The sequence below is a fragment of the Dethiosulfatarculus sandiegensis genome (genome assembly GCF_000931935.2).
In the GTDB taxonomy this organism is placed as follows: Bacteria; Desulfobacterota; Desulfarculia; order Desulfarculales; family Desulfarculaceae; genus Dethiosulfatarculus; species Dethiosulfatarculus sandiegensis.
The window spans coordinates 179,761-197,887 of the sequence record NZ_AZAC01000010.1 but is presented as its reverse complement, the minus strand read 5'-3'; the positions used below and the strand labels follow the sequence as shown (position 1 = coordinate 197,887).

At 54.7% G+C, this 18,127-nt stretch carries 15 protein-coding genes; 10 read left to right on the top strand and 5 right to left on the bottom strand.

Annotated elements, in window-relative coordinates; genetic code table 11:
- Positions 1 to 124: 124 nt before the first annotated feature.
- Positions 125 to 622: a hypothetical protein gene (locus X474_RS07540; protein ID WP_156360666.1), complete on the top strand. Its 498-nt coding sequence runs from the start codon at positions 125 to 127 to the stop codon at positions 620 to 622.
- Positions 623 to 664: 42 nt separating this feature from the next.
- Here the strand turns inward: X474_RS07540 and yoaA are convergent, their stop codons facing one another.
- Positions 665 to 2,587 carry a DNA repair helicase YoaA gene (yoaA, locus tag X474_RS07535; protein ID WP_044347848.1) on the bottom strand — a complete coding sequence of 641 codons (1,923 nt, stop codon included), beginning with the start codon at positions 2,585 to 2,587 and terminating at the stop codon, positions 665 to 667.
- 476 nt (positions 2,588 to 3,063) lie between these two features.
- On the opposite strand from yoaA, the gene X474_RS07530 reads away from it, so the two are divergent.
- Positions 3,064 to 3,732 carry a CBS and ACT domain-containing protein gene (locus tag X474_RS07530; RefSeq protein ID WP_044347846.1) on the top strand — a complete coding sequence of 223 codons (669 nt, stop codon included), beginning with the start codon at positions 3,064 to 3,066 and terminating at the stop codon, positions 3,730 to 3,732.
- A gap of 76 nt (positions 3,733 to 3,808) precedes the next feature.
- Here the strand turns inward: X474_RS07530 and X474_RS07525 are convergent, their stop codons facing one another.
- Entirely contained in the window at positions 3,809 to 6,202 is a 2,394-nt protein-coding gene (locus X474_RS07525) for a penicillin-binding protein 1A (RefSeq protein ID WP_052514978.1), read from the bottom strand.
- Between the two features lie 267 nt (positions 6,203 to 6,469).
- On the opposite strand from X474_RS07525, the gene hypA reads away from it, so the two are divergent.
- The 4 genes from hypA (at position 6,470) to mqnE (ending at position 9,799) form a co-directional block, all read left to right on the top strand.
- Positions 6,470 to 6,823 carry a hydrogenase maturation nickel metallochaperone HypA gene (hypA, locus tag X474_RS07520; protein WP_044347845.1) on the top strand — a complete coding sequence of 118 codons (354 nt, stop codon included), beginning with the start codon at positions 6,470 to 6,472 and terminating at the stop codon, positions 6,821 to 6,823.
- 13 nt (positions 6,824 to 6,836) lie between these two features.
- Positions 6,837 to 7,490, top strand: coding sequence for a hydrogenase nickel incorporation protein HypB (gene hypB / locus X474_RS07515; protein ID WP_044347933.1), 654 nt, complete (start codon positions 6,837 to 6,839; stop codon positions 7,488 to 7,490).
- 31 nt (positions 7,491 to 7,521) lie between these two features.
- Complete coding sequence (locus tag X474_RS07510) at positions 7,522 to 8,316, top strand: SPL family radical SAM protein (protein ID WP_044347844.1); 795 nt, start codon at positions 7,522 to 7,524, stop codon at positions 8,314 to 8,316.
- A 322-nt stretch (positions 8,317 to 8,638) separates the two neighbouring features.
- Positions 8,639 to 9,799 carry an aminofutalosine synthase MqnE gene (gene mqnE, locus X474_RS07505; RefSeq protein WP_231688303.1) on the top strand — a complete coding sequence of 387 codons (1,161 nt, stop codon included), beginning with the start codon at positions 8,639 to 8,641 and terminating at the stop codon, positions 9,797 to 9,799.
- Between the two features lie 5 nt (positions 9,800 to 9,804).
- Here mqnE and X474_RS07500 read toward each other — a convergent pair whose 3' ends face one another.
- Both X474_RS07500 and X474_RS07495 read right to left on the bottom strand, forming a co-directional pair.
- Positions 9,805 to 10,371, bottom strand: a complete 567-nt coding sequence (locus tag X474_RS07500; RefSeq protein WP_082464219.1) for a nucleotidyl transferase family protein — start codon at positions 10,369 to 10,371, stop codon at positions 9,805 to 9,807.
- Positions 10,372 to 10,373: 2 nt separating this feature from the next.
- Positions 10,374 to 11,696, bottom strand: a complete 1,323-nt coding sequence (locus tag X474_RS07495) for a BPG-independent phosphoglycerate mutase family protein (RefSeq protein ID WP_044347843.1) — start codon at positions 11,694 to 11,696, stop codon at positions 10,374 to 10,376.
- A 183-nt stretch (positions 11,697 to 11,879) separates the two neighbouring features.
- On the opposite strand from X474_RS07495, the gene X474_RS07490 reads away from it, so the two are divergent.
- Positions 11,880 to 12,482 (top strand): PHP domain-containing protein, encoded by a 603-nt coding sequence (locus X474_RS07490; RefSeq protein ID WP_044347842.1) that lies wholly within the window; start codon positions 11,880 to 11,882, stop codon positions 12,480 to 12,482.
- Positions 12,483 to 12,514: 32 nt separating this feature from the next.
- Here X474_RS07490 and era read toward each other — a convergent pair whose 3' ends face one another.
- Positions 12,515 to 13,411: a GTPase Era gene (gene era, locus X474_RS07485; RefSeq protein ID WP_044347841.1), complete on the bottom strand. Its 897-nt coding sequence runs from the start codon at positions 13,409 to 13,411 to the stop codon at positions 12,515 to 12,517.
- A 210-nt stretch (positions 13,412 to 13,621) separates the two neighbouring features.
- On the opposite strand from era, the gene X474_RS07480 reads away from it, so the two are divergent.
- The 3 genes from X474_RS07480 to glyS all read left to right on the top strand — a co-directional run bounded on the left by X474_RS07480 (position 13,622) and on the right by glyS (position 18,030).
- A complete protein-coding gene (locus tag X474_RS07480; RefSeq protein ID WP_052514977.1) occupies positions 13,622 to 14,920 on the top strand; it encodes an MFS transporter in 1,299 nt (432 codons plus the stop codon).
- A 144-nt stretch (positions 14,921 to 15,064) separates the two neighbouring features.
- Positions 15,065 to 15,946 (top strand): glycine--tRNA ligase subunit alpha, encoded by an 882-nt coding sequence (gene glyQ, locus X474_RS07475; RefSeq protein ID WP_044347840.1) that lies wholly within the window; start codon positions 15,065 to 15,067, stop codon positions 15,944 to 15,946.
- The gene (glyS, locus tag X474_RS07470) at positions 15,946 to 18,030 is read left to right on the top strand and encodes a glycine--tRNA ligase subunit beta (protein WP_044347839.1); all 2,085 of its coding nucleotides are present in this window, start codon (positions 15,946 to 15,948) and stop codon (positions 18,028 to 18,030) included. Before glyQ ends, glyS begins: the two co-directional genes overlap by 1 nt.
- Positions 18,031 to 18,127 lie beyond the last annotated feature (97 nt).

Sequence of the window (18,127 nt, the reverse complement as noted above, 5' to 3'; positions counted from 1 at the left end):
TAACCAACATATGATTAACGCCCCGCAAAACCTTTATACAAAAATAAACCCCAGCCAATACCCAGGCGGCTCCCCAAAAGACAGGGTAGATCCCGGGAACCATCCCCTGCCCTGGGAAGGGCGCATGGATGCAGGCGCGTTTTTGCGCACCATCAGGCAGATCCTTTTTCATCCAGGGAAATCATTTTCAGGCCCTTCCCGTCCAACCTGGAAAAAAGGCCTGGCCTTTGCCCTGCCCGCCTCTTTTTTTGCCTCTTTTTTTCTGAATATGGGGAATTTTTTAAGCGGCAGGATTACTCTTAACACCTTTTGCGCCCAGAGTTTGACCGGAGCCCTTAACCTGGTTTTGCTTCTAGGCTTAGAGGCTCTTATACTGCATCTTTTTCTCTGGCGTCCTTTGAAAAGCCTGGGTTCCACAGTGGGAGCGGTTTTTTACAGCCTGGCGGTATTCCCCTTATTCGCCCTGCCGTTTATCGGCAGGCAGTTGGGGATGATATGGAACCTGGTCATTATGGTGGCGGCAATTGCCAATCTACATGCAATCCATCCCCGCAAGGTGGTATGGGCCATGGCCGCTCCTTTTATCCTGGCCTGGCTGGGGGCCTTGTCCCTCTCCCTATAGGATCGGCCTGCGGGATCAGATAAAGGCCTTTTGCCATCTCTGCTAGCCGGCTGTTTTTTCCTGATTAAAGAATGCCTTTACATCCTCAATCTTTCTGGTGTGGGGAATGGGTTCCAGGGCCTTTAGAAACCTTCTGCCATAGCCCTTGGTAAATAAGCGCACATCCAGCACAGCCAAAAGCCCCCTGTCCTCCGCGGTGCGCAACAGCCTCCCCAGGCCCTGACGCAGGGTGAGTATGGCCTCGGGAACCATGAGATGGGCAAAACCGCTCTTGCCGTCCTGCTCCAGCTTTTCCATGCGCGCCGCCACCAAGGGATCATCCGGCGGAGAAAAAGGCAGTTTGTCCACTATCACGGCCGAGAGCTCCTCTCCCGGCACATCCACTCCCTGCCAAAAACTGGATGTGGCAAAGAGCACACTGGGGGATTTCTTTACAAACTTCTCCAAAAGACTGGTCCTGGGGGCTTGTCCCTGCACCAGGCAATGATAAGGCAGCTCCGGAATCAAAAGCCTGCTCACCGCCTCCAGGTTTCTATAAGAGGTGAAAAGCACAAAGGCCCGGCCCCCGCTAAGTTCGAGCAGGGACTCCACTTCCTTGGCAACTTCCTGCACAAAATTGCGGGCCTGGGGCGGGGGCATGGTCTTGGGAACATAAAGCAGTGACTGATGAGCCGGATCAAAGGGCGAGGCAACCACCAGCTTTTTGCTTTCATAGGGCAAGCCCAGCCTGGCCCGGGCCGGCTCCAGGTCTCCGGCCGGGGCCAAGGTGGCGCTGGTAAAGACCAGGGCTCCGTATTCCTGGTAAAGCGCGGCCTCCAGATGGGGGCCTACCTCCACCGGGGAGAGATTAAGGGCCACGCCCTTGCCCCGCGCCTGGGCCCAGGCCACGGTAAAACCGGCAACAGGCTGGGCCACGGCCTTTAAATCATGGACTATGGACTTTGCCCTTTCGGCCAGGGCCTCTTGTTCTTCATTGCCGCCCAAGGTGGTTATGAGCCCTTCCAGGGCCTGGCTCAATTTCTCCCCTTGAGGGGCCAACTTTTCCAAATGTTTGCTGGTCAGGGCCATGGTTCCGGCCGGAGCGGCCAAGCTTAAAAGCTTGGCAAAAAGTCCGGCCCCGGCCTTTTCACAGGCGGCGCCGGCCTGCATCACGGCAGCGCTCTGCCCGGCCTCTTTGCCCAGATCGCGCAGCAGAACAGACAAACGCCTTCTGGAAACACTCACCCCAAAGACCTGGGTGGCCACATCGGCCATAAGGTGGGCCTCATCAAAAACAACCGCCTGATACCTGGGCAGGGCCTCGCCATGGCCCTCTGACTTGAGCTTCAGATCCGCCAGGAAAAGATGGTGATTCACCACCACAATGTCCGCCTCGGCCGCCTTTTTCCTGGCCTCCATTAAAAAACAGGATTCCCTGCGCGGACAGCGTCCGCCCAGGCACTGCTCGGAATTGGAGGTGATCTCGCTTATGAGCTGGCTGGTAAGACCTTTGCCCCGCACCTGGTCCAGGTCTCCGGTCCTGGTCTCCTTGACCCAGGTCTCAAGCATTTCAAGGCCCTTGTCCCCTCCGGCCAGCGCAAGTTCGGGTTGGGCGGCCAAAGCCTCATAACGGCGCAGGCAAAGGTAATTTGCCCGCCCCTTTAAAACCGCCCAGCGCAGGTCCGGCTTGACGCAGTTCCTTAAAAGGGGCAGCTCCTTATTGTTCACCTGATCCTGTAAATTTTTGGTGCCGGTGCTCACCACCACCTTCAGCCCCAGGGCCACGGCAGGAGTGAGATAGGCCAGGGTTTTACCGGTGCCGGTGCCGGCTTCCACCAAAAGGGGGATTTCCTTGGAAAGGCAATCAGTCACAGCCTCGGCCATCTGGATCTGCCCCTCCCTGGGAGAAAATCCTTTGATTTTTTCTTTTAAAGGGCTTTGGTCGCCTAAAAAGGCTCCCATATCCAAGGGGTTTTTACCGCCCATATATCATTCACCCGCGAGCAGAGGCTACGTGCCGTTAACTAAAAGGAAATAACTTGACAAATCACCAGTGATGGATTGTATCTTGATGGAACCTGTGCCACAACTGTGTTAGAGTGGAATTGGTGATTCATTCCAGTAAGCCGGGAAGCAAGGACGTGACACAGATTGATATAAGAGTCACGCAACACTTATTAATCTTCTCTGCTTGAAAGCAGTCCTTTTGGGAAAAGAGCCTTTAAAGGCCTGATCTATATAAATCGGCGTTAAACACCAGATAGACAGGTAAAGCGGTGCGGCTTGCAACAGGGCAACAGCCATTTTGCAACAGCGGATGCAACAGGTATTGCACCGTCAAAAAATCCGGCGTCTTCGGGCGCTCTGTAAATTCTGGTATTAACCAACTTGCAAGACTGCAGGGAGGCGACCTCAAAAGCCTCCCAGTTTGCTTCTTTCTTGCCAACCAGGGAGGAATGCCCATGCTGGTCAAGGATTGGATGACCACCGATCCCATCACTGTGAAGCCGGACACTTCTGTAATGAAGTCCTCACAGATCATGAAGGAAAACAATGTCCGCCGTTTGCCCGTGATCAATGACGACGACGAGGTTATCGGTATTGTGAGCGATCGGGATCTCAAGGAAGCCAGCCCCAGTAAAGCCACCACCCTTGATGTACATGAGCTTTACTACCTGCTGAGCGAACTCAAGGTCAAAGACATCATGACCCGCAAGGTCATCTCCATCGCACCCTCCGACACAGTGGAAAAAGCGGCGGTGATCATGCTGGAACACAAGGTCACCGGCCTGCCGGTGGTGGAAGACGGCAAACTGGTGGGCATCCTTTCCCAGGGTGATGTTTTCAGGGTCTTGACCACCATCACAGGTGTTTACAGGGGCGGAGTGCTTTTTGCCTTTGTGCTGGAAGACCGGCCCGGCTCCATCAAGGAAGTGGCCGATGTCATCAGGCAGCATGGCGGCAGGATGGTGAGCATTGTCACCTCCTATGAAATGTGCGAAGAAGGCACCAGGCATGTAAGCATCAGGGTGGCGGATCTGCCCGAATCCAAGATGGAGACCTTGATCCAGGCCCTGGAACGGGACTTCACTGTCCTGCATATCATCAAAGACGAGTTGGGCAACCTCTAGCCCGCTTGGAGCTGAATAGATAAACGCCGCTTAGCACAGGTTAAGCGGCGTTTATTTTTGTCTATCCATAACCTGGCTAATTCTGCTCGGGCGGTGGAGTTGGAGCTGGGGCAAAGGTCTCCGCCTGCAGAAAATCTTCGGCCCTGGGCGTGGTTTCACCAGCCGTGGGCGCATCCTGAGGCGCGGGCTCGGTTCCCGCCTTAAAGGCCTCGAAAAAACCGCCCGGACTACCGGTTGGTATGGCCCTACCGGTATCGTGATTTATCCTCGCAAAAACCACTCCTTCCGGAACCGTAAAATCCATGGGAGGCAGGTCCTTGAGAGCCTCCTTCATAAACTCCAACCAGATGGGACCGGCTGCCCTAGCCCCGGTTTCGCGCCGCCCCAGGGGCTGGTTGTCATCCTGCCCCACCCAGACCCCGCAAACCAACTGAGGGGAAAAGCCCAGGAACCAGGCGTCGCGCAGATCGTTTGTGGTTCCGGTCTTGCCTGCCACAGGCCGATTCAACTGCTTCATTTTTCGGCCGGTGCCGTTTTCCACCACACCCCTTAAAAGGTGGGTGACCAAAAAGCTGGTCTGCTCGGGAATGACCTGTTCTTTATGGGGCTTGGCCTCGAAAATTACCTGGCCATGGCGATCTATAACCTTTTCCACACATACCGGCTCCACCAAGAGCCCCTGGTTCACAAAAACCGAATAGGCCTGAGTCAATTCCAAAAGGCTCACCCCGCTGGTGCCCAAGGCCAAGGAAAGGTTGGGAGTCAGTGGGCTTTGGATGCCAAAACGTTTTATATAGTCAATGGTGTAATCCATACCCAAGGCTGAGAGGATCTTTACCGTAACCACGTTTCGGGAATGCTCCAATGCGGTGCGCAGGGTGGTGGGGCCGTAAAACCGGTTTTCATAGTTTTTGGGCTTCCACTTGGCCCCGGGCTGGCCCGGGTCTTCATAGACCACAGGCGAATCCATAACCACTGTGGCCGAATTCCATTTCTGCACCGGATGATCCAGGGCCGCGGAAAAAATAAAGGGCTTGAAAGCCGAACCGGGCTGGCGATGGGCCTGAACCGCCCGGTTATACTGACTTTCCCAGAAATCCCGACCGCCTATCATAACCCTAACCCTGCCGGTGACAGCCTCTATGGCCAATATGGCGGCCTGGGCCGAAGGTGTGGGGCAAAGCCCCACATGCCAAAGGTTCCTGGCGGGGTCAAAGGCATCCAAACGCACGTCCATGATATCGCCGGGTTTGAGTCCCGGGCTTTTTCTGCCTTTTCTCACCCATTTGGCGTCCACCGGGTCCAAGAGTCCCCGGGCATTGCCCATGCGAAAAGAGACCTGCTCTTCATCGGGTGAGACCGTGGTCACGACAGCGCTCACCTCCTGGCCGGCTTCCAGACCGGCTGGCAGAATGGGGCGCTCTATTACTTCCCTTAGCTGATCGCTTTTCATAAAGCCTTTGGGGCCACGGAAGCCTTGACGTTTGGTCAAGTCTTCCAATCCCTTGGCTATGGCTACCTGGCCATAGCTGGTCAGTGCGGGATCACAGGCAGTTATCACAGTGAGGCCACCCTCATATAACTGGGTGCGCCCGAATTTGTCTTCCAGCCACTGGCGCACATATTCCTGATAATAAGGGGCATCCACCCTGTCTTTTTTATGGATGCGTATATCCAGGTTCTGGTTGAGGGCGGCTTTAGCCTCCTCACTGGTCAGATAAGACTCTTCAACCATGCGGGTGATGACATATTCCTGCCTGGTCCTGGCTCGGCGGGGGTGCCTGATCGGGCTGTAACGGGAGGGGGCCTTTACCAACCCGGCCAGTAAAGCGGCCTCGGCCAGGTTAAGGTTGCGGCTGTGTTTTCCGAAATAAATCTGGGCCGCGGCTTCAATACCGTGAGCGCCGTGCCCCAGGTAAATATGGTTCAGATAAAGGTAAAGGATCTCATCCTTGCTGAGATATTTCTCCATGCGATAAGCAAGAATGGCCTCTTTTATTTTGCGTTCCCAGGTGCGTTTAGGGGTGAGCAGAAGCATCTTGGCCACCTGCTGGGTAATGGTGCTGGCCCCCTGCACTGTGCGCCCGGCCTTGAAGTTCACATAAAAGGCCCGGGCAATACCCCAGACATCCACCCCGGGATGGTTATAGAAATTGCCGTCTTCCGCCGAAACAAAGGCCTTGCAGACCAGGGGCGGTATTTCGCTGATGGGGACCACATAACGACGCTGATGAAAATACTCCACCATCAGGCTTCCGTCTCTGGCCAAGACCTGGGTAACGGCCGGGGGACGGTAGTCTGCCAAACGCTCAATGCGGGGCAGGCCTTGACTCATCCAATACAAGGCGCCCAGACCCACGCCGCCGGCCAAGGCGCCCACCATCAAGACCAAAAGACCGGTCCACAAAAAGATCTTCTTGATGACTTTCCAGGCGGATTTCTTTTTTTTGCGGGGTTTGCGGGTGGACAATCAGACCTCCGAGTGAGGAGGCAATATCGGGAACAGCCTCCAAAAAAGCAGCGCAATGCCGATAAGTACACTCCCATCTGCCGATTTTACCAGACCCCAACATGCATGCCAACACACCGCAATTTGACCCTTTACCGGCATACGTGTTAGTTTTCAGACGAATTTTGCCCCAAACCTGGAAACCGTATCTGGCCCGGCGATACACCTTTGGATACAATATCCTTATTGTAACCAAGGTAACCGGTTAATTACTGAAAAGAACCAGTTATGCACGAATTATCCCTGGCTCAGTCACTTTTGGACATGGTGGTCCAGGTGGCCAGGAGCAACCAGGCGGCCAGAATAGCAAAGATTGGCATAAGCATGGGCGCTTTTACACATGTAGCGCCGGATTCGCTTATCTTTTGTTTTGACCTGGTCAAAGAGGATACAGAAGCGGCCCAGGCGGTGCTTGAGATAAAAAAAGTGCCTGTCAGCGGACGCTGCCTTGATTGTAAGAAAGAGATAAGTTTTTCCGAGCCGGTATTCACCTGCCCCTATTGTTCTTCAGACCGGGTGGAGGTGGACAAGGGCCAGGAGCTTATGGTGGATTATATAGAGGTGGATGAGGCCCCCTCTTAGCAAGGAATTTGAAATGGAACGAATAGATCTCTCCCAACCGGTGCTGAAGGCGAACCAGGACCTTGCCCAAACCAACCGCGGAAAACTCGCCCGGGCCGGAGTGAAATCCATAAACCTCATCTCCAGTCCGGGGGCGGGCAAGACCTCTATTCTGGAAAAATCCCTGGCCAACCTCACCAAAAATCTCAAGATTGCGGTTATAGAAGGAGATATCCAAACCCAGGAAGATGCCCAAAGGGTGGCTGCCTGCGGGGTCAAGGCGCTTCAGATCGAGACCATGGGAGGCTGCCATCTGGATGCGCCGATGATTCAAAAGGCCCTGGAAGCCTTTGACCTGGAAAACCTGGATCTGCTGATAATTGAAAATGTTGGCAACCTGGTCTGCCCGGTTGATTTTGACCTGGGGGAAGACCTCAAGGTGGCGGTGCTCTCCCTGACCGAAGGTGACGATAAACCGGCCAAATATCCCCAGCTCTTCCAAAAGGCCGGAGCGCTTTTAATAAATAAGATGGATCTGGCCCCTTATCTGGATGTGGACTTAAACCGCATCCGCCAGACCGCGCTCAAGCTCAATCCAAACCAGAAAATATTTGAGATTTCCTGCAAAACAGGCCAGGGCCTTGATGAGTGGACAGACTGGCTGATCGACTGGGTCAAGGCTGCTTAAGACATAACCTCCCCAAAACCAGGGGAAAATTATGAAGCTTAGTATCTGCTCCGAACGACCGGTGCTTACCCGGTGCAGTCTTCCCGGCCATAACTTTCAGATCGACCCTTATGTGGGGTGCGCCCACCTGTGCCGTTATTGCTACGCCCTTAATCAGGCTGAAACCGACTGGCAAAACCATATCCAAAAACACCGGGACATAACCGGACAACTTGCCCGCGAACTGAACGGAATTCAGCCCCAAAGAATCTACCTTGGTTATTTTTCAGACCCATACCAACCCTGCGAAGCAATGTGCCTTGAGACTCGAAAAGTGTTGAGCCTGCTTTTGGAAAAAGACTTTACCGCAAGCATCCTGACCAAATCAGACCTGTTTTTAAGAGATCTGGACCTGCTCGGCCAAATGCCGGAAGCGTCTGTGGGCATATCTGTTGCCTTTACAAATGAACGGCAAAGAAAACTATTTGAGGCCAACACCATTCCCACCAAGACAAGGGTTCGGGCTCTGGCTGAACTAAAAAAGGCGGGAATAAGAACCACGGCCCTTTTATGCCCGGTCATCCCGCTTATCACCCGGGTAAGGCCCCTTTTGAATCTTCTGGCGGAAAATACGGAAAAAATATGGATATATGAGCTCGGCATAACTGACCGCCAAACTATTAACCGGGTAAATTGCGCGACAATTTTAAAAAACTATTTTCCAAACAAAAAAAACGCAATAGAAGAGGCAGTGTGGGATAGGAACCATCCATTTTGGGGGTCACTCAAAGAAGAACTCTTGCTTTACAAAAATAAGAAGCGGCTCAATCTGGAAATACATTTGTAGCCCATAAAAGGCCTTGAAGCCAAGTTTTAACCTATTAAAAATACAAATTTTTTAGGTCTTAATGCAGCTTTTTACAGTTTAACGGCCATGGCGTCGCCAATATTTTCCTAATCCTGAAAATAAAACATTGTTTCATTATTTACAGTTATCCGACCTCGGGAATAGAAAAGATGACTTTTATTCAGGCAGATGATAATCTGGCCGTGATTTTATATTTTGCGTTATATGATTGCCAACAATCCAAATGAAATATAGAGTAGGTTAAATTCAGCCAAGGCATTTCACAGGGTTTTATTTAAAACTTAAAACAAGGGAATCTATCGTGCTGGCACCTAAAAATATTCATTCCACCGGTTTTCCGCCCGCCCCTTGTTTGCCGCCCCTGGATTTCGACCCCAACCAGATTCAGGACAAGGAGCTTTTGCCCACAGCCAAAAAACTGGCCCAGGGCAAACGCCTTAACCGTCAAGACGGTCTTTTATTAATGACCACAGCTGATATATATGGACTCGGCGCAATGGCCCAGGCCGCCCGTCAGGCCAAAAACCAGGACAAAACCTACTACATTCTTAACCGTCACCTGAATTACACAAATATCTGCGCCAACCAGTGCCGGTTCTGCGCCTTTTGGCGCACTGAAAACCATGAGAGCGCCATCCTGCTGACCCCGGCCGAGGCAGCGGCCAAGGCAGCCGAAATTCCCCAGGGCCAGGTGGACGAATTCCACATTGTAGGCGGTTGTCACCCCACCCTGACCCTGGATTATTATCTGGAGCTTTTCCAGGCGCTCTCCAAGGTGCATCCCACCGCCGCCTTAAAGGCTTTCACGGCGGTGGAGATAGACCACATTGCCAGAGTCTCCGGCCTGTCGGCTGAAGAGGTGCTCGACGCCCTGATCCTGGCCGGGCTGGGGGCCTTGACCGGCGGAGGAGCAGAGGTCTTCTCCCCCAGGGTCAGGCAGGAGCTCTGCCCTCGAAAAGCCTCGGGCAAACGCTGGCTTGAAGTCTCGGCCCTGGCCCACAAAAGGGGCATCCCCACCAACGCAACCCTGCTCTACGGCCACATAGAAACCCCGGAAGAAAGGGTGGATCATCTTTTGGCCTTGAGAGAGCAGCAGGACTTAACCGGCGGGTTCAACGCCTTTATTCCGCTTTCCTTTCACCCCACCAACACCTTCTTAAGTGATCTGGAGCCCACCACGGGCTTGGACGACCTCAGGGTGGTCGCGGTAAGCAGGCTCTTGTTGGACAACTTCCCCCACATTAAATCCTATTGGGTGATGTTGGGGCGCAAACTGGCCCAGCTTGCACTGCTTTTTGGAGCGGATGATCTGGAAGGCACGGTGGTGGAAGAACATATAAGTCACGATGCCGGGGCAACCACTGCCCAGGGACTCACCGAACCCCAACTCCTCAAGATGATCCAGGCAGCCGGGCTCAAGGCGGTTCGCAGAGACAGCTACTACCGGCCGATTTACGATTAGGCCTTTTAATACCTGTTCTTTTTATGTAGGGATCTGACAATGCCGGGTACGTCCATTTCATTCATCACCCGGCAGGCGGCCTTGGGAACCAGGTGCTCCCAGGGCTCTCCTGAAGCCATGAGCTTACGCACCCTGGTTGAGCTAACCCCCTTTTCCTCTATGGGCCGCCTCCACATGACTTCCGTCTTCAGCCCCAGGGACTTGAAAAGGGCCAATTTTTTCTCTCCCCACTGATCATAAATAGTCAGAAAAAACACCCCGTCCATGGGCAGGTAACAGGGTATGAGCTCCGGTAGGTTTATGGGAAAAGGCGCCAGGGTGAATTCAGCGGCCAAAAGCCCTTGGGCCAAGAGGGTCTCTCTTATGATCACCATGCGCTGATACCAGGTTAGGGGATTGGCAGTCAGAGAGGCCCGGTTGGGGTCTGCCTTGTCTTCGGCGGTTGCGCGGGGATCCGGATTGGTTATCCCCACCACCAGGTGTTTACAACGCTCTTTACCGGCCAGAAGGTATTTCAGGTGATCATTGTGCAAGACCTGAAACCTGCCGTGTATCACTCCCAGATCGTGCACTGTCAGCCTCCTTTTCCCGGCAAGGTAAGGGGAACAGCATTGCCCGGCCAATAAGGCTGGTCATGGGCCGTGTCAAAAAGCCCCCTTAATTTCACCCGGTCCAGCCAGTTAAGCAGCAGATGCATCAACTCAGGGCCCCGCAAAAGGCCAAAAGCCCCGGCTGCGCAACTAACCTCGTCGAACCTCTCCACCTGGTCTTGCCAAACTCCGTTGCCCACACATAAAAAGGGCACCGGCTCCCCGGAATGGATCAAAGGGCCTGCCGAAGGGGTGGCGTGATCAGAGGTGACCACCACCAACAGCTCCGGGTCATCCAAAATTCTCTCCATCAAGCCACCGAACCCCTTATCCAGGTTTTCGATAATGCTTTTTTTGAGCATAGGGTCTTTTTTATGGCCCGCCTCATCCGGAGCCTTGGTGTGGACATGCACAAAATCATGGTCCTTAAGCAAAAAAAGCCCTTCTTCCAAACGCTGGGCCAGATCCTTTGCACAGTTATCGGTCTCGCCAACCGCCCTGGCCCGCATGCCGAGCAGGCGGCCCAGCCCCAGATAGATGAGCCCTGAGGCCACAATGGCCCCTTTCAGCCCCCATCTTTCCTCAAAAGGCTGCACCGGCCGCACCTGGCCCGGCCTTTGGGTGGCCAGTCCGTTCACCGGGTTTTCACCGGCCTTGACAAGCTCCCTTTTAACTCCAAATTCTTTCAGGGTTTCATAAGACCAGAGCAGGTAGCGGTTCAAAAACCCGGCTGTTTTCTCGGCCAGGGCCGGGTCTGACGCTTTAGCCAGGGGCAGGACCTTTTGCAGGTTCTTGCCCGGGCCAAGAGGGCTTGAATCCGAGATATGCGGGCTGGCCTCCGGCCCCAGGACCAGAACAGACTCCAGGCCCTTGGTGGGGACCAGGCGGGCCTCCATGCCCAGGTCACTGAATCGTTCAATCTGTTGAAAAAGTTCCGCTGCCGCCTCTTGGGCAAGGGCAGGTTTATATTCCTTTACCAGCAGCCTGCCCTGATTATCAAAAAGGCTTAAAAGGCGGGCCAGGAGATATACCCGATTTTCGGTTATATCTATCTCCGCACCCATGGCCTCCAGGAGCCCTCGGCCCGGAAACTCGGCCGGAGAATAGCCGAAAAGGCTGAAATGGGCCTCTTCACTCGGCAGGGCCTGGCCCACCATGGCCCCGTGATAAAGCCCGGTTGAGCCCAAACCGGCAAGCCGGTCCAGGTTGGGGGTGTGGGCAAAGGCCAAAGGCGTATCTCCGGCCAGCGCTTTGTGGGAGCGGTCCGAAAGGCCATCCAAAAGAACCAGTAAACAGCGGCTGGGCAATTAACACCCCCTGTTTAAATGACTTGTTAATCGGAATGCGGTTCAGGGTTTGCTTTTAAGAAGCAAGACCCTATTTTTAAAAAAGCATACAATTAATAATGGCAACAAGTTTATTTTACCCGGGGAGCGTACGGAAAGAACCGTAATTGAATTTTCCTGTTGAATTCAGCAAAAAGGAACAACATGCTCTTTGATCTTCACGTGCACACCACCTACTCGGCCTGCAGCAGGCTGCTTTTGGGCGATATTCTGGCGCATGCCCGACGAAAAGGCCTGGATGGAGTCCTGATCACAGACCATGACACCACTGAAGCAATGCGCTGGGTAAGGCCGGGTTTACAACCGGACGGGCTGATGCTCCTGGTGGGTATGGAATATGCCACAGATCAGGGTGATTTTTTGGTTTTGGGAGATAACCTGCAGCTTGCCTCGGACCTTGACGCCCCGGATCTGATCAATCAGGTGGAAGACAATAACGGCATTACCATTGCCGCGCATCCCTTTCGCAAAAACCGTTCGGTGGAGCTTGCCCTTTTAAACAAACCCTATGTGGCCTATATCGAAGGGATCAACGGTCGCAATCAGTCCGGGGAAAACCGGCTTGCCCTGGGGCTGGGGCAGGCCAAGGGTAAAATCATGCTGGGAGGAAGCGATGCCCATGCCCTGGATGAACTGGGGCGGGTGGTGACGAATTTCGATTATCCGATCACCGGCATGAAGGACTTGATCAAAGAAATAAAGGCCGGACATTGCCGGCCTATGTGGGGCCCGGGGCACCTGCCCTGAGCCGTGGTTTATTTACTTATCACCTGTCTGACTTAAGAGTCAAAACCCATCTTGCGCAGGCCGCCGGCATTGGTGGACCATTTGGGCTCCACCCGCACAAAAAGATCCAGAAAAACCTTGGTGCCTATCATGGTTTCCAGGTCTTCCCTGGCCTTGGTGCCGATTTTCTTGATCATGGACCCGCGCTTGCCGATGATGATGGCCTTTTGGCCGGATCTCTCCACATGGATGGTGGCGCTTATGGCTGTGGTGCCGTCTTCTTCCTCGGGCTCCAGGAACTCATCCACTGTCACGGCCACTGAATAGGGGACCTCCCTTTCGGTCAAGCGGAAGACCTTTTCCCTGATCATCTCGGCAGCCAGAAAACGCATGCTCAAGTCGGTTATCACATCAGGCGGGAAAAGCGGGTCTCCCTCGGGCAAAAGCCCGGCCAACTCAGATACCACCAGCTCGCAGCCGTCGCCTTTCATGGCGCTGATCGGCACCAGGGCACTCCACTCTCCCCAGGAATTTGCCTGGTCCAGGATGGGAAAAAGCGCCTTTTTCTGGGGTAGAAGATCAATCTTATTAACTGCCAAAAGGGTGGGTTTTTTACTTTTCTGTAAAAGTTCAGCGACCTTTTGCGAGGCCTCCAAACCCTTTCTGGTGACGTCGGCCATAAAGAGCACAGCGTCCACGTCTTCCAGGGCCGCCATGGCGGTGTCCACCAAAACCCTGTTCAAAGGCTTGTCCGGATCGTGCAGACCGGGAGTGTCCAGAAAGACTATCTGTAGATCCTCTTTCCGGTCATTGTGCACGCCCAAGAGCCTGTGGCGGGTGGTCTGGGGTTTATCACTGGTAATGGCCAATTTGAAACCAAGGACCTGGTTCAAAAAGGTCGACTTGCCCACATTCGGGGCCCCTGCTATGGCTATGAATCCGCTTTTCATGATTACCTGTTATGCCCTAAAACTCTGGGTTGTCAACCAAAGTCCGGCCAAAAAGAACCCTGCAAAGGGTATGAAGTTCTCTATCTTTGGGGTAAAATTGCTTATACATCTTTCCCTTTGACTTGATTGGAATAGTCTTTTTTTCCCGGCTACGGGTATTATCCAGGAGCCGGGCGTGTTTTTTTAGATTTGGGTAGAGCGGAAAACCAAATGAAGCGCACAGATCCCCAACCTTCCTGCCCTGAAACATACAGCCTGGATCCGGCCTTTGACCCGGCCCCTCAAAGCAAAAGGCGCTGGGGTATTTTGACCCTCACCAGCTTCGGCTTTCTGCTCTCTTTATTCTACCGGGTATCCACAGCGGTTATCACCCCTCAACTCACCAGTGAGCTGGGACTTACCAGCGCGGAGCTGGGGCAGCTGGCCGCCGCCTTTTTCTATGCCTTTGCCTTGAGCCAAATTCCCCTGGGTTTGGCGCTGGACCGCTACGGCCCCAGAATCATCATGACCGGACTGGGGCTCACCGGCGTGGCCGGGGCCCTGACCTTTGCCTCGGCCGAAGCCCCCTGGCAGGCCATGCTTGGCAGGCTGCTTTTGGGGGTTGGCATGAGCTGCAACCTCATGGGCTCGCTCACCCTGATGGCTTCCTGGTTTCCGATCAACCGCTTTGGCTTTGTTTCCGGCCTGATAACCGCTTTGGGCACACTGGGCAATATCCTGGCCACCACCCCCCTGGCCTTTGCGGCTGAACTCCTGGGCTGGCGGGGGACCTTTTACAGCCTGGCCGCCCTGAATTTTGTGCAGGTGGTTTTCCTGTTTATGGTGGTGCGCAACAGGCCTCAAAGCTGGGTTTCGGAAAGCGGCAACGCCGCATCGCCGAAAGGGCTTTTCAACCTGTTCAAGACCTATTCCTTTTGGGCCATCAGCTGGTCCACCTTTGTGCGCTACGGCTTTTTTGTGGCCATTCAAGGCCTTTGGGCAGGACCTTTTCTCATATACGGCCTGGGCTGGGACCAGATCTCAACCGGAAACGCCCTTTTCTGGATGGGCGTGGGGCTTATGATCGGCATGCCCTTGAGCGGCCGCTTAAGCGACCGGGTGCTGCTTTCCCGCAAGCATGTGATCTGGCCCTCACTTATCATCTCGGCCCTGATAAGCCTATCCATTGCCTTTTGGAGCAAGGATATAAGTCATTTACTGGTCTATTTCATGTTTTTCCTGATCGGGTTCTTTTCAGGGCCGGGTCAGATCATGTACGCCCATATAAAGGAACTGGCCCCGCCGGAGATGACCGCCCGTGCCATGACAGGTATAAACCTGTTTACCATGATGGGAAGCGCAATCTTCACCCAGGCCCTGGGCCTGGTGATCCAGGGAGATCCCAAGGGCATCACCGGACCGGAAGGTTTCGCGCCCATTTTTTATGTTGGAGCGGCCTGCCTGGCCCTGGTTACGGTTCTGTATCTTTTCACGCCCGATGCCCGGGCGTTAAAAAACAGAAAAAAATAAGAGCCCTGTTTTCGGCAAACTTATTCAAGGATGTTTATCCCGGAGCAAATCACGGCGGCTTGCAAGCCGGGCCGGAGAGTGTTAGCATCCAGACTTCGCAATCAACGAGCGTGATTGGAGCAGGAAATGAGCAAGAACACGCCAATGACCTTTCAAGAGATGATCATGACCCTGAATCGCTATTGGGCGGATCAGGGATGTTTCATCGGTCAGCCATACGATATTGAAGTGGGAGCAGGCACCTTCAACCCCCACACCACCATCCGGGCTCTGGGACCGGAACCCTGGAAAGTGGCCTATGTGGAACCCAGCCGCCGCCCCACGGACGGACGCTATGGGGAGAACCCCAACCGTCTGCAGGCCTACTACCAGTACCAGGTGTTGATCAAACCCTCGCCCTTGAACATCCAGGAGCTTTACCTGGATTCCTTAAAGGCCCTGGGTCTGCATCCCCTGGAGCATGATATCCGCTTTGTGGAGGATGACTGGGAATCCCCCACCCTGGGCGCCTGGGGCCTGGGCTGGGAGGTTTGGGTGGACGGCATGGAAGCCACCCAGTTCACCTATTTCCAGCAGGTGGGCTCAGTGGACTTGGACCTCATCAGCGTGGAGCTAACCTATGGCCTGGAACGCATTGCCATGTACCTGCAGCAGGTTGACAATGTATATGACCTGGCCTGGAACGAGAACCTGAAATACGGCGATGTGCACCAAAAGGGCGAGTGGGAGCACTCCACCTACAACTTTGAGCAGGCGGACACGGATATGCTCTGGCAGCTCTTTGACCTTTATGAAAAGGAATCAAAGAGAATCCTGAAAATGGGCCTGGTTTTGCCGGGCTATGACTACTGCCTCAAATGCTCCCACACCTTCAACATGCTGGAAGCCCGGGGGGCCATAAGCGTCACCCAGAGAACCAGCTATATCGGCCGCATCCGGAATCTGGCCCGCATGGCCGCGGAAGCCTATCTGGCCCAGCGCGAAGAGATGGGGTATCCCCTTTTGAAGAAAAAGGAGGCGGAATAATGGCAGAGCTTTTATTTGAAATCGGCACCGAGGAGATGCCTGCCCGTTTTCTGCCTCCCGTGTTGAAGGAGATGGCCGCACTGGCAGGTCAGATGCTCAAAGACGAGCGTTTGGAAAACACCTCCATCCGCACCATGGGCACCCCCAGACGGATGACCCTTATTGTCGAAGGCCTGATCGACCGTCAGCCCGATGTGGATGAAACCCTCTTGGGCCCTCCGGTTAAAAACGCTTTTGACGCCAACGGCCAGCCCACCAGGGCGGCCCAGGGTTTTGCCAAGGGCCAGGGCGTGGATGTCTCAGACCTCAAGGAGATTGACACGGAAAAAGGCCCCAGGGTTGGATTTGTGCGCAATGTTCCGGGCAGGCCCACTCTGGAAGTGCTTTCACAGCTGCTGCCCGATCTGGTGCACAAGCTCTCCTTTCCCAAAACCATGCGTTGGGGCAACCAGAAAATGCGCTTTGCCCGGCCCATCCACTGGCTTGTCGCCATCCTGGATGGCCAGGTGCTTCCCTTCAGGGTGGCCCGAATCAAAACAGGCGACCAAACCAGGGGGCACCGCTTCATGGCCCCGGAGCCGATTCAGGTAAAGGACGCAAAAGACTACCAGTCCAAACTGGAAGAAGCCTTTGTGATCCTTGACCCTGAGCGCAGGCGGGAAATGGTGGCCGAACAGGTGGAAAAGGCGGCAGCCGAAGCAGGCGGACGCCTGGTGCCGGATGAGGAGCTCTTGACCGAGGTCTCCAACCTGGTGGAACTGCCCGTGGCCTGCAAGGGCGGCTTTGATCAGGAATTTCTGGAGGTCCCCAGGCCGGTGATCATCAGCGCCATGCGCTCCCACCAGCGCTATTTTGCCCTGGAAGACACGGACGGCAATCTTCTGCCCGCCTTTGTGGCGGTTAACAACACCCGTCCCAAGGATCTGGCCGTGGTGGCCCAGGGTCATGAAAGGGTGCTGAGGGCCAGGCTGGCCGACGCCCGCTTCTTCCTGGACGAAGACACCAAAGAGCCTTTGATCAACCGCCTGGAAGAGCTTAAAACCGTCACCTACCATGCCAAGCTGGGCACCAGCTTTGACAAGGTGGAGCGCTTCACCAAGGTTGCGGCCCATATCTGCCGGGTTCTGGGCATGGATGAATCCCAGTGCGCCCAGGTTGAAAGGGCCTGCCGTTTGTGCAAGTGCGACCTGGTTACCGAGATGGTCGGCGAGTTCCCGGACCTGCAGGGTCAGGTTGGGGCTGATTATGCCCTTAAGGACAACGAGGACCCGGTGGTTGCCCAGGCTGTTTACGAGCACTATCTGCCGAGTGGGGCCAACTCCCCCTTGCCTCAGGGCATGATCGGCCTGGTTGTCGGCCTGGCCGACCGACTCGACACCCTTTGCGGCTGCTTTGGCGTGGGGCTGAAGCCCAGCGGCGCGGCAGATCCCTATGGCCTGCGCAGGGCGGCTCTGGCCATCTTGCGCAACCTCACGGAAAAATCCTTGCGCCTTTCTTTGAATACTGCTTTGGATCAGGCTTTGGAGACCCTGGAGCCCTGGCTCGAGCGCCCCGCAGCAGAGGTCAAAGAAGATGTGAAAGGCTTTATAGCCGCCCGCTTCCAGGGGCTTTTGACTGACCAGGGAGTTCCCACAGACGTGGCCCAGGCTGTTTTGGCCGCGGGCATGGACGATCTTTACCTCACCCAGGCAAGGGCCAAAGCCCTGGCCCAGGTCAAGGATTCGCCTGAGTTCAAGCCCCTGGCCGTGGGCATGAAAAGGGTGATGAATATACTGCGCAAGGAAAAAGACCAGGTTCCGAGCGAAGAGCCCAGCGCAAGCGTCATGACCGAACAGGCGGAAAAAGAACTCCACAAAGCCTTCCTGGCCCTGCGCGAAACCGCCGCCGCCAGGTTCGCCGATGGAGACTATGTGGCCTTTTTACAGGAGATCTCAGCCCTTAAAGGCCCCATTGACCAGTTCTTTGACCAAGTTCTGGTCATGGATAAAGACGAAGACGTCCGCAAAAACCGGCTTGCGCTCTTAAGCAACATCGCCGAACTCTTTGCCCAACTGGCCGAGTTCACCCAGCTTCAGCTGGCCTAGAGCGGAAAAGCATTCGAGAAAAAATAACCCCCGGAGCCCTTAAGGGCTCCGGGGGTTATTACAATCCGATCGGAACAATTTTACTCGGCTTCCCGAG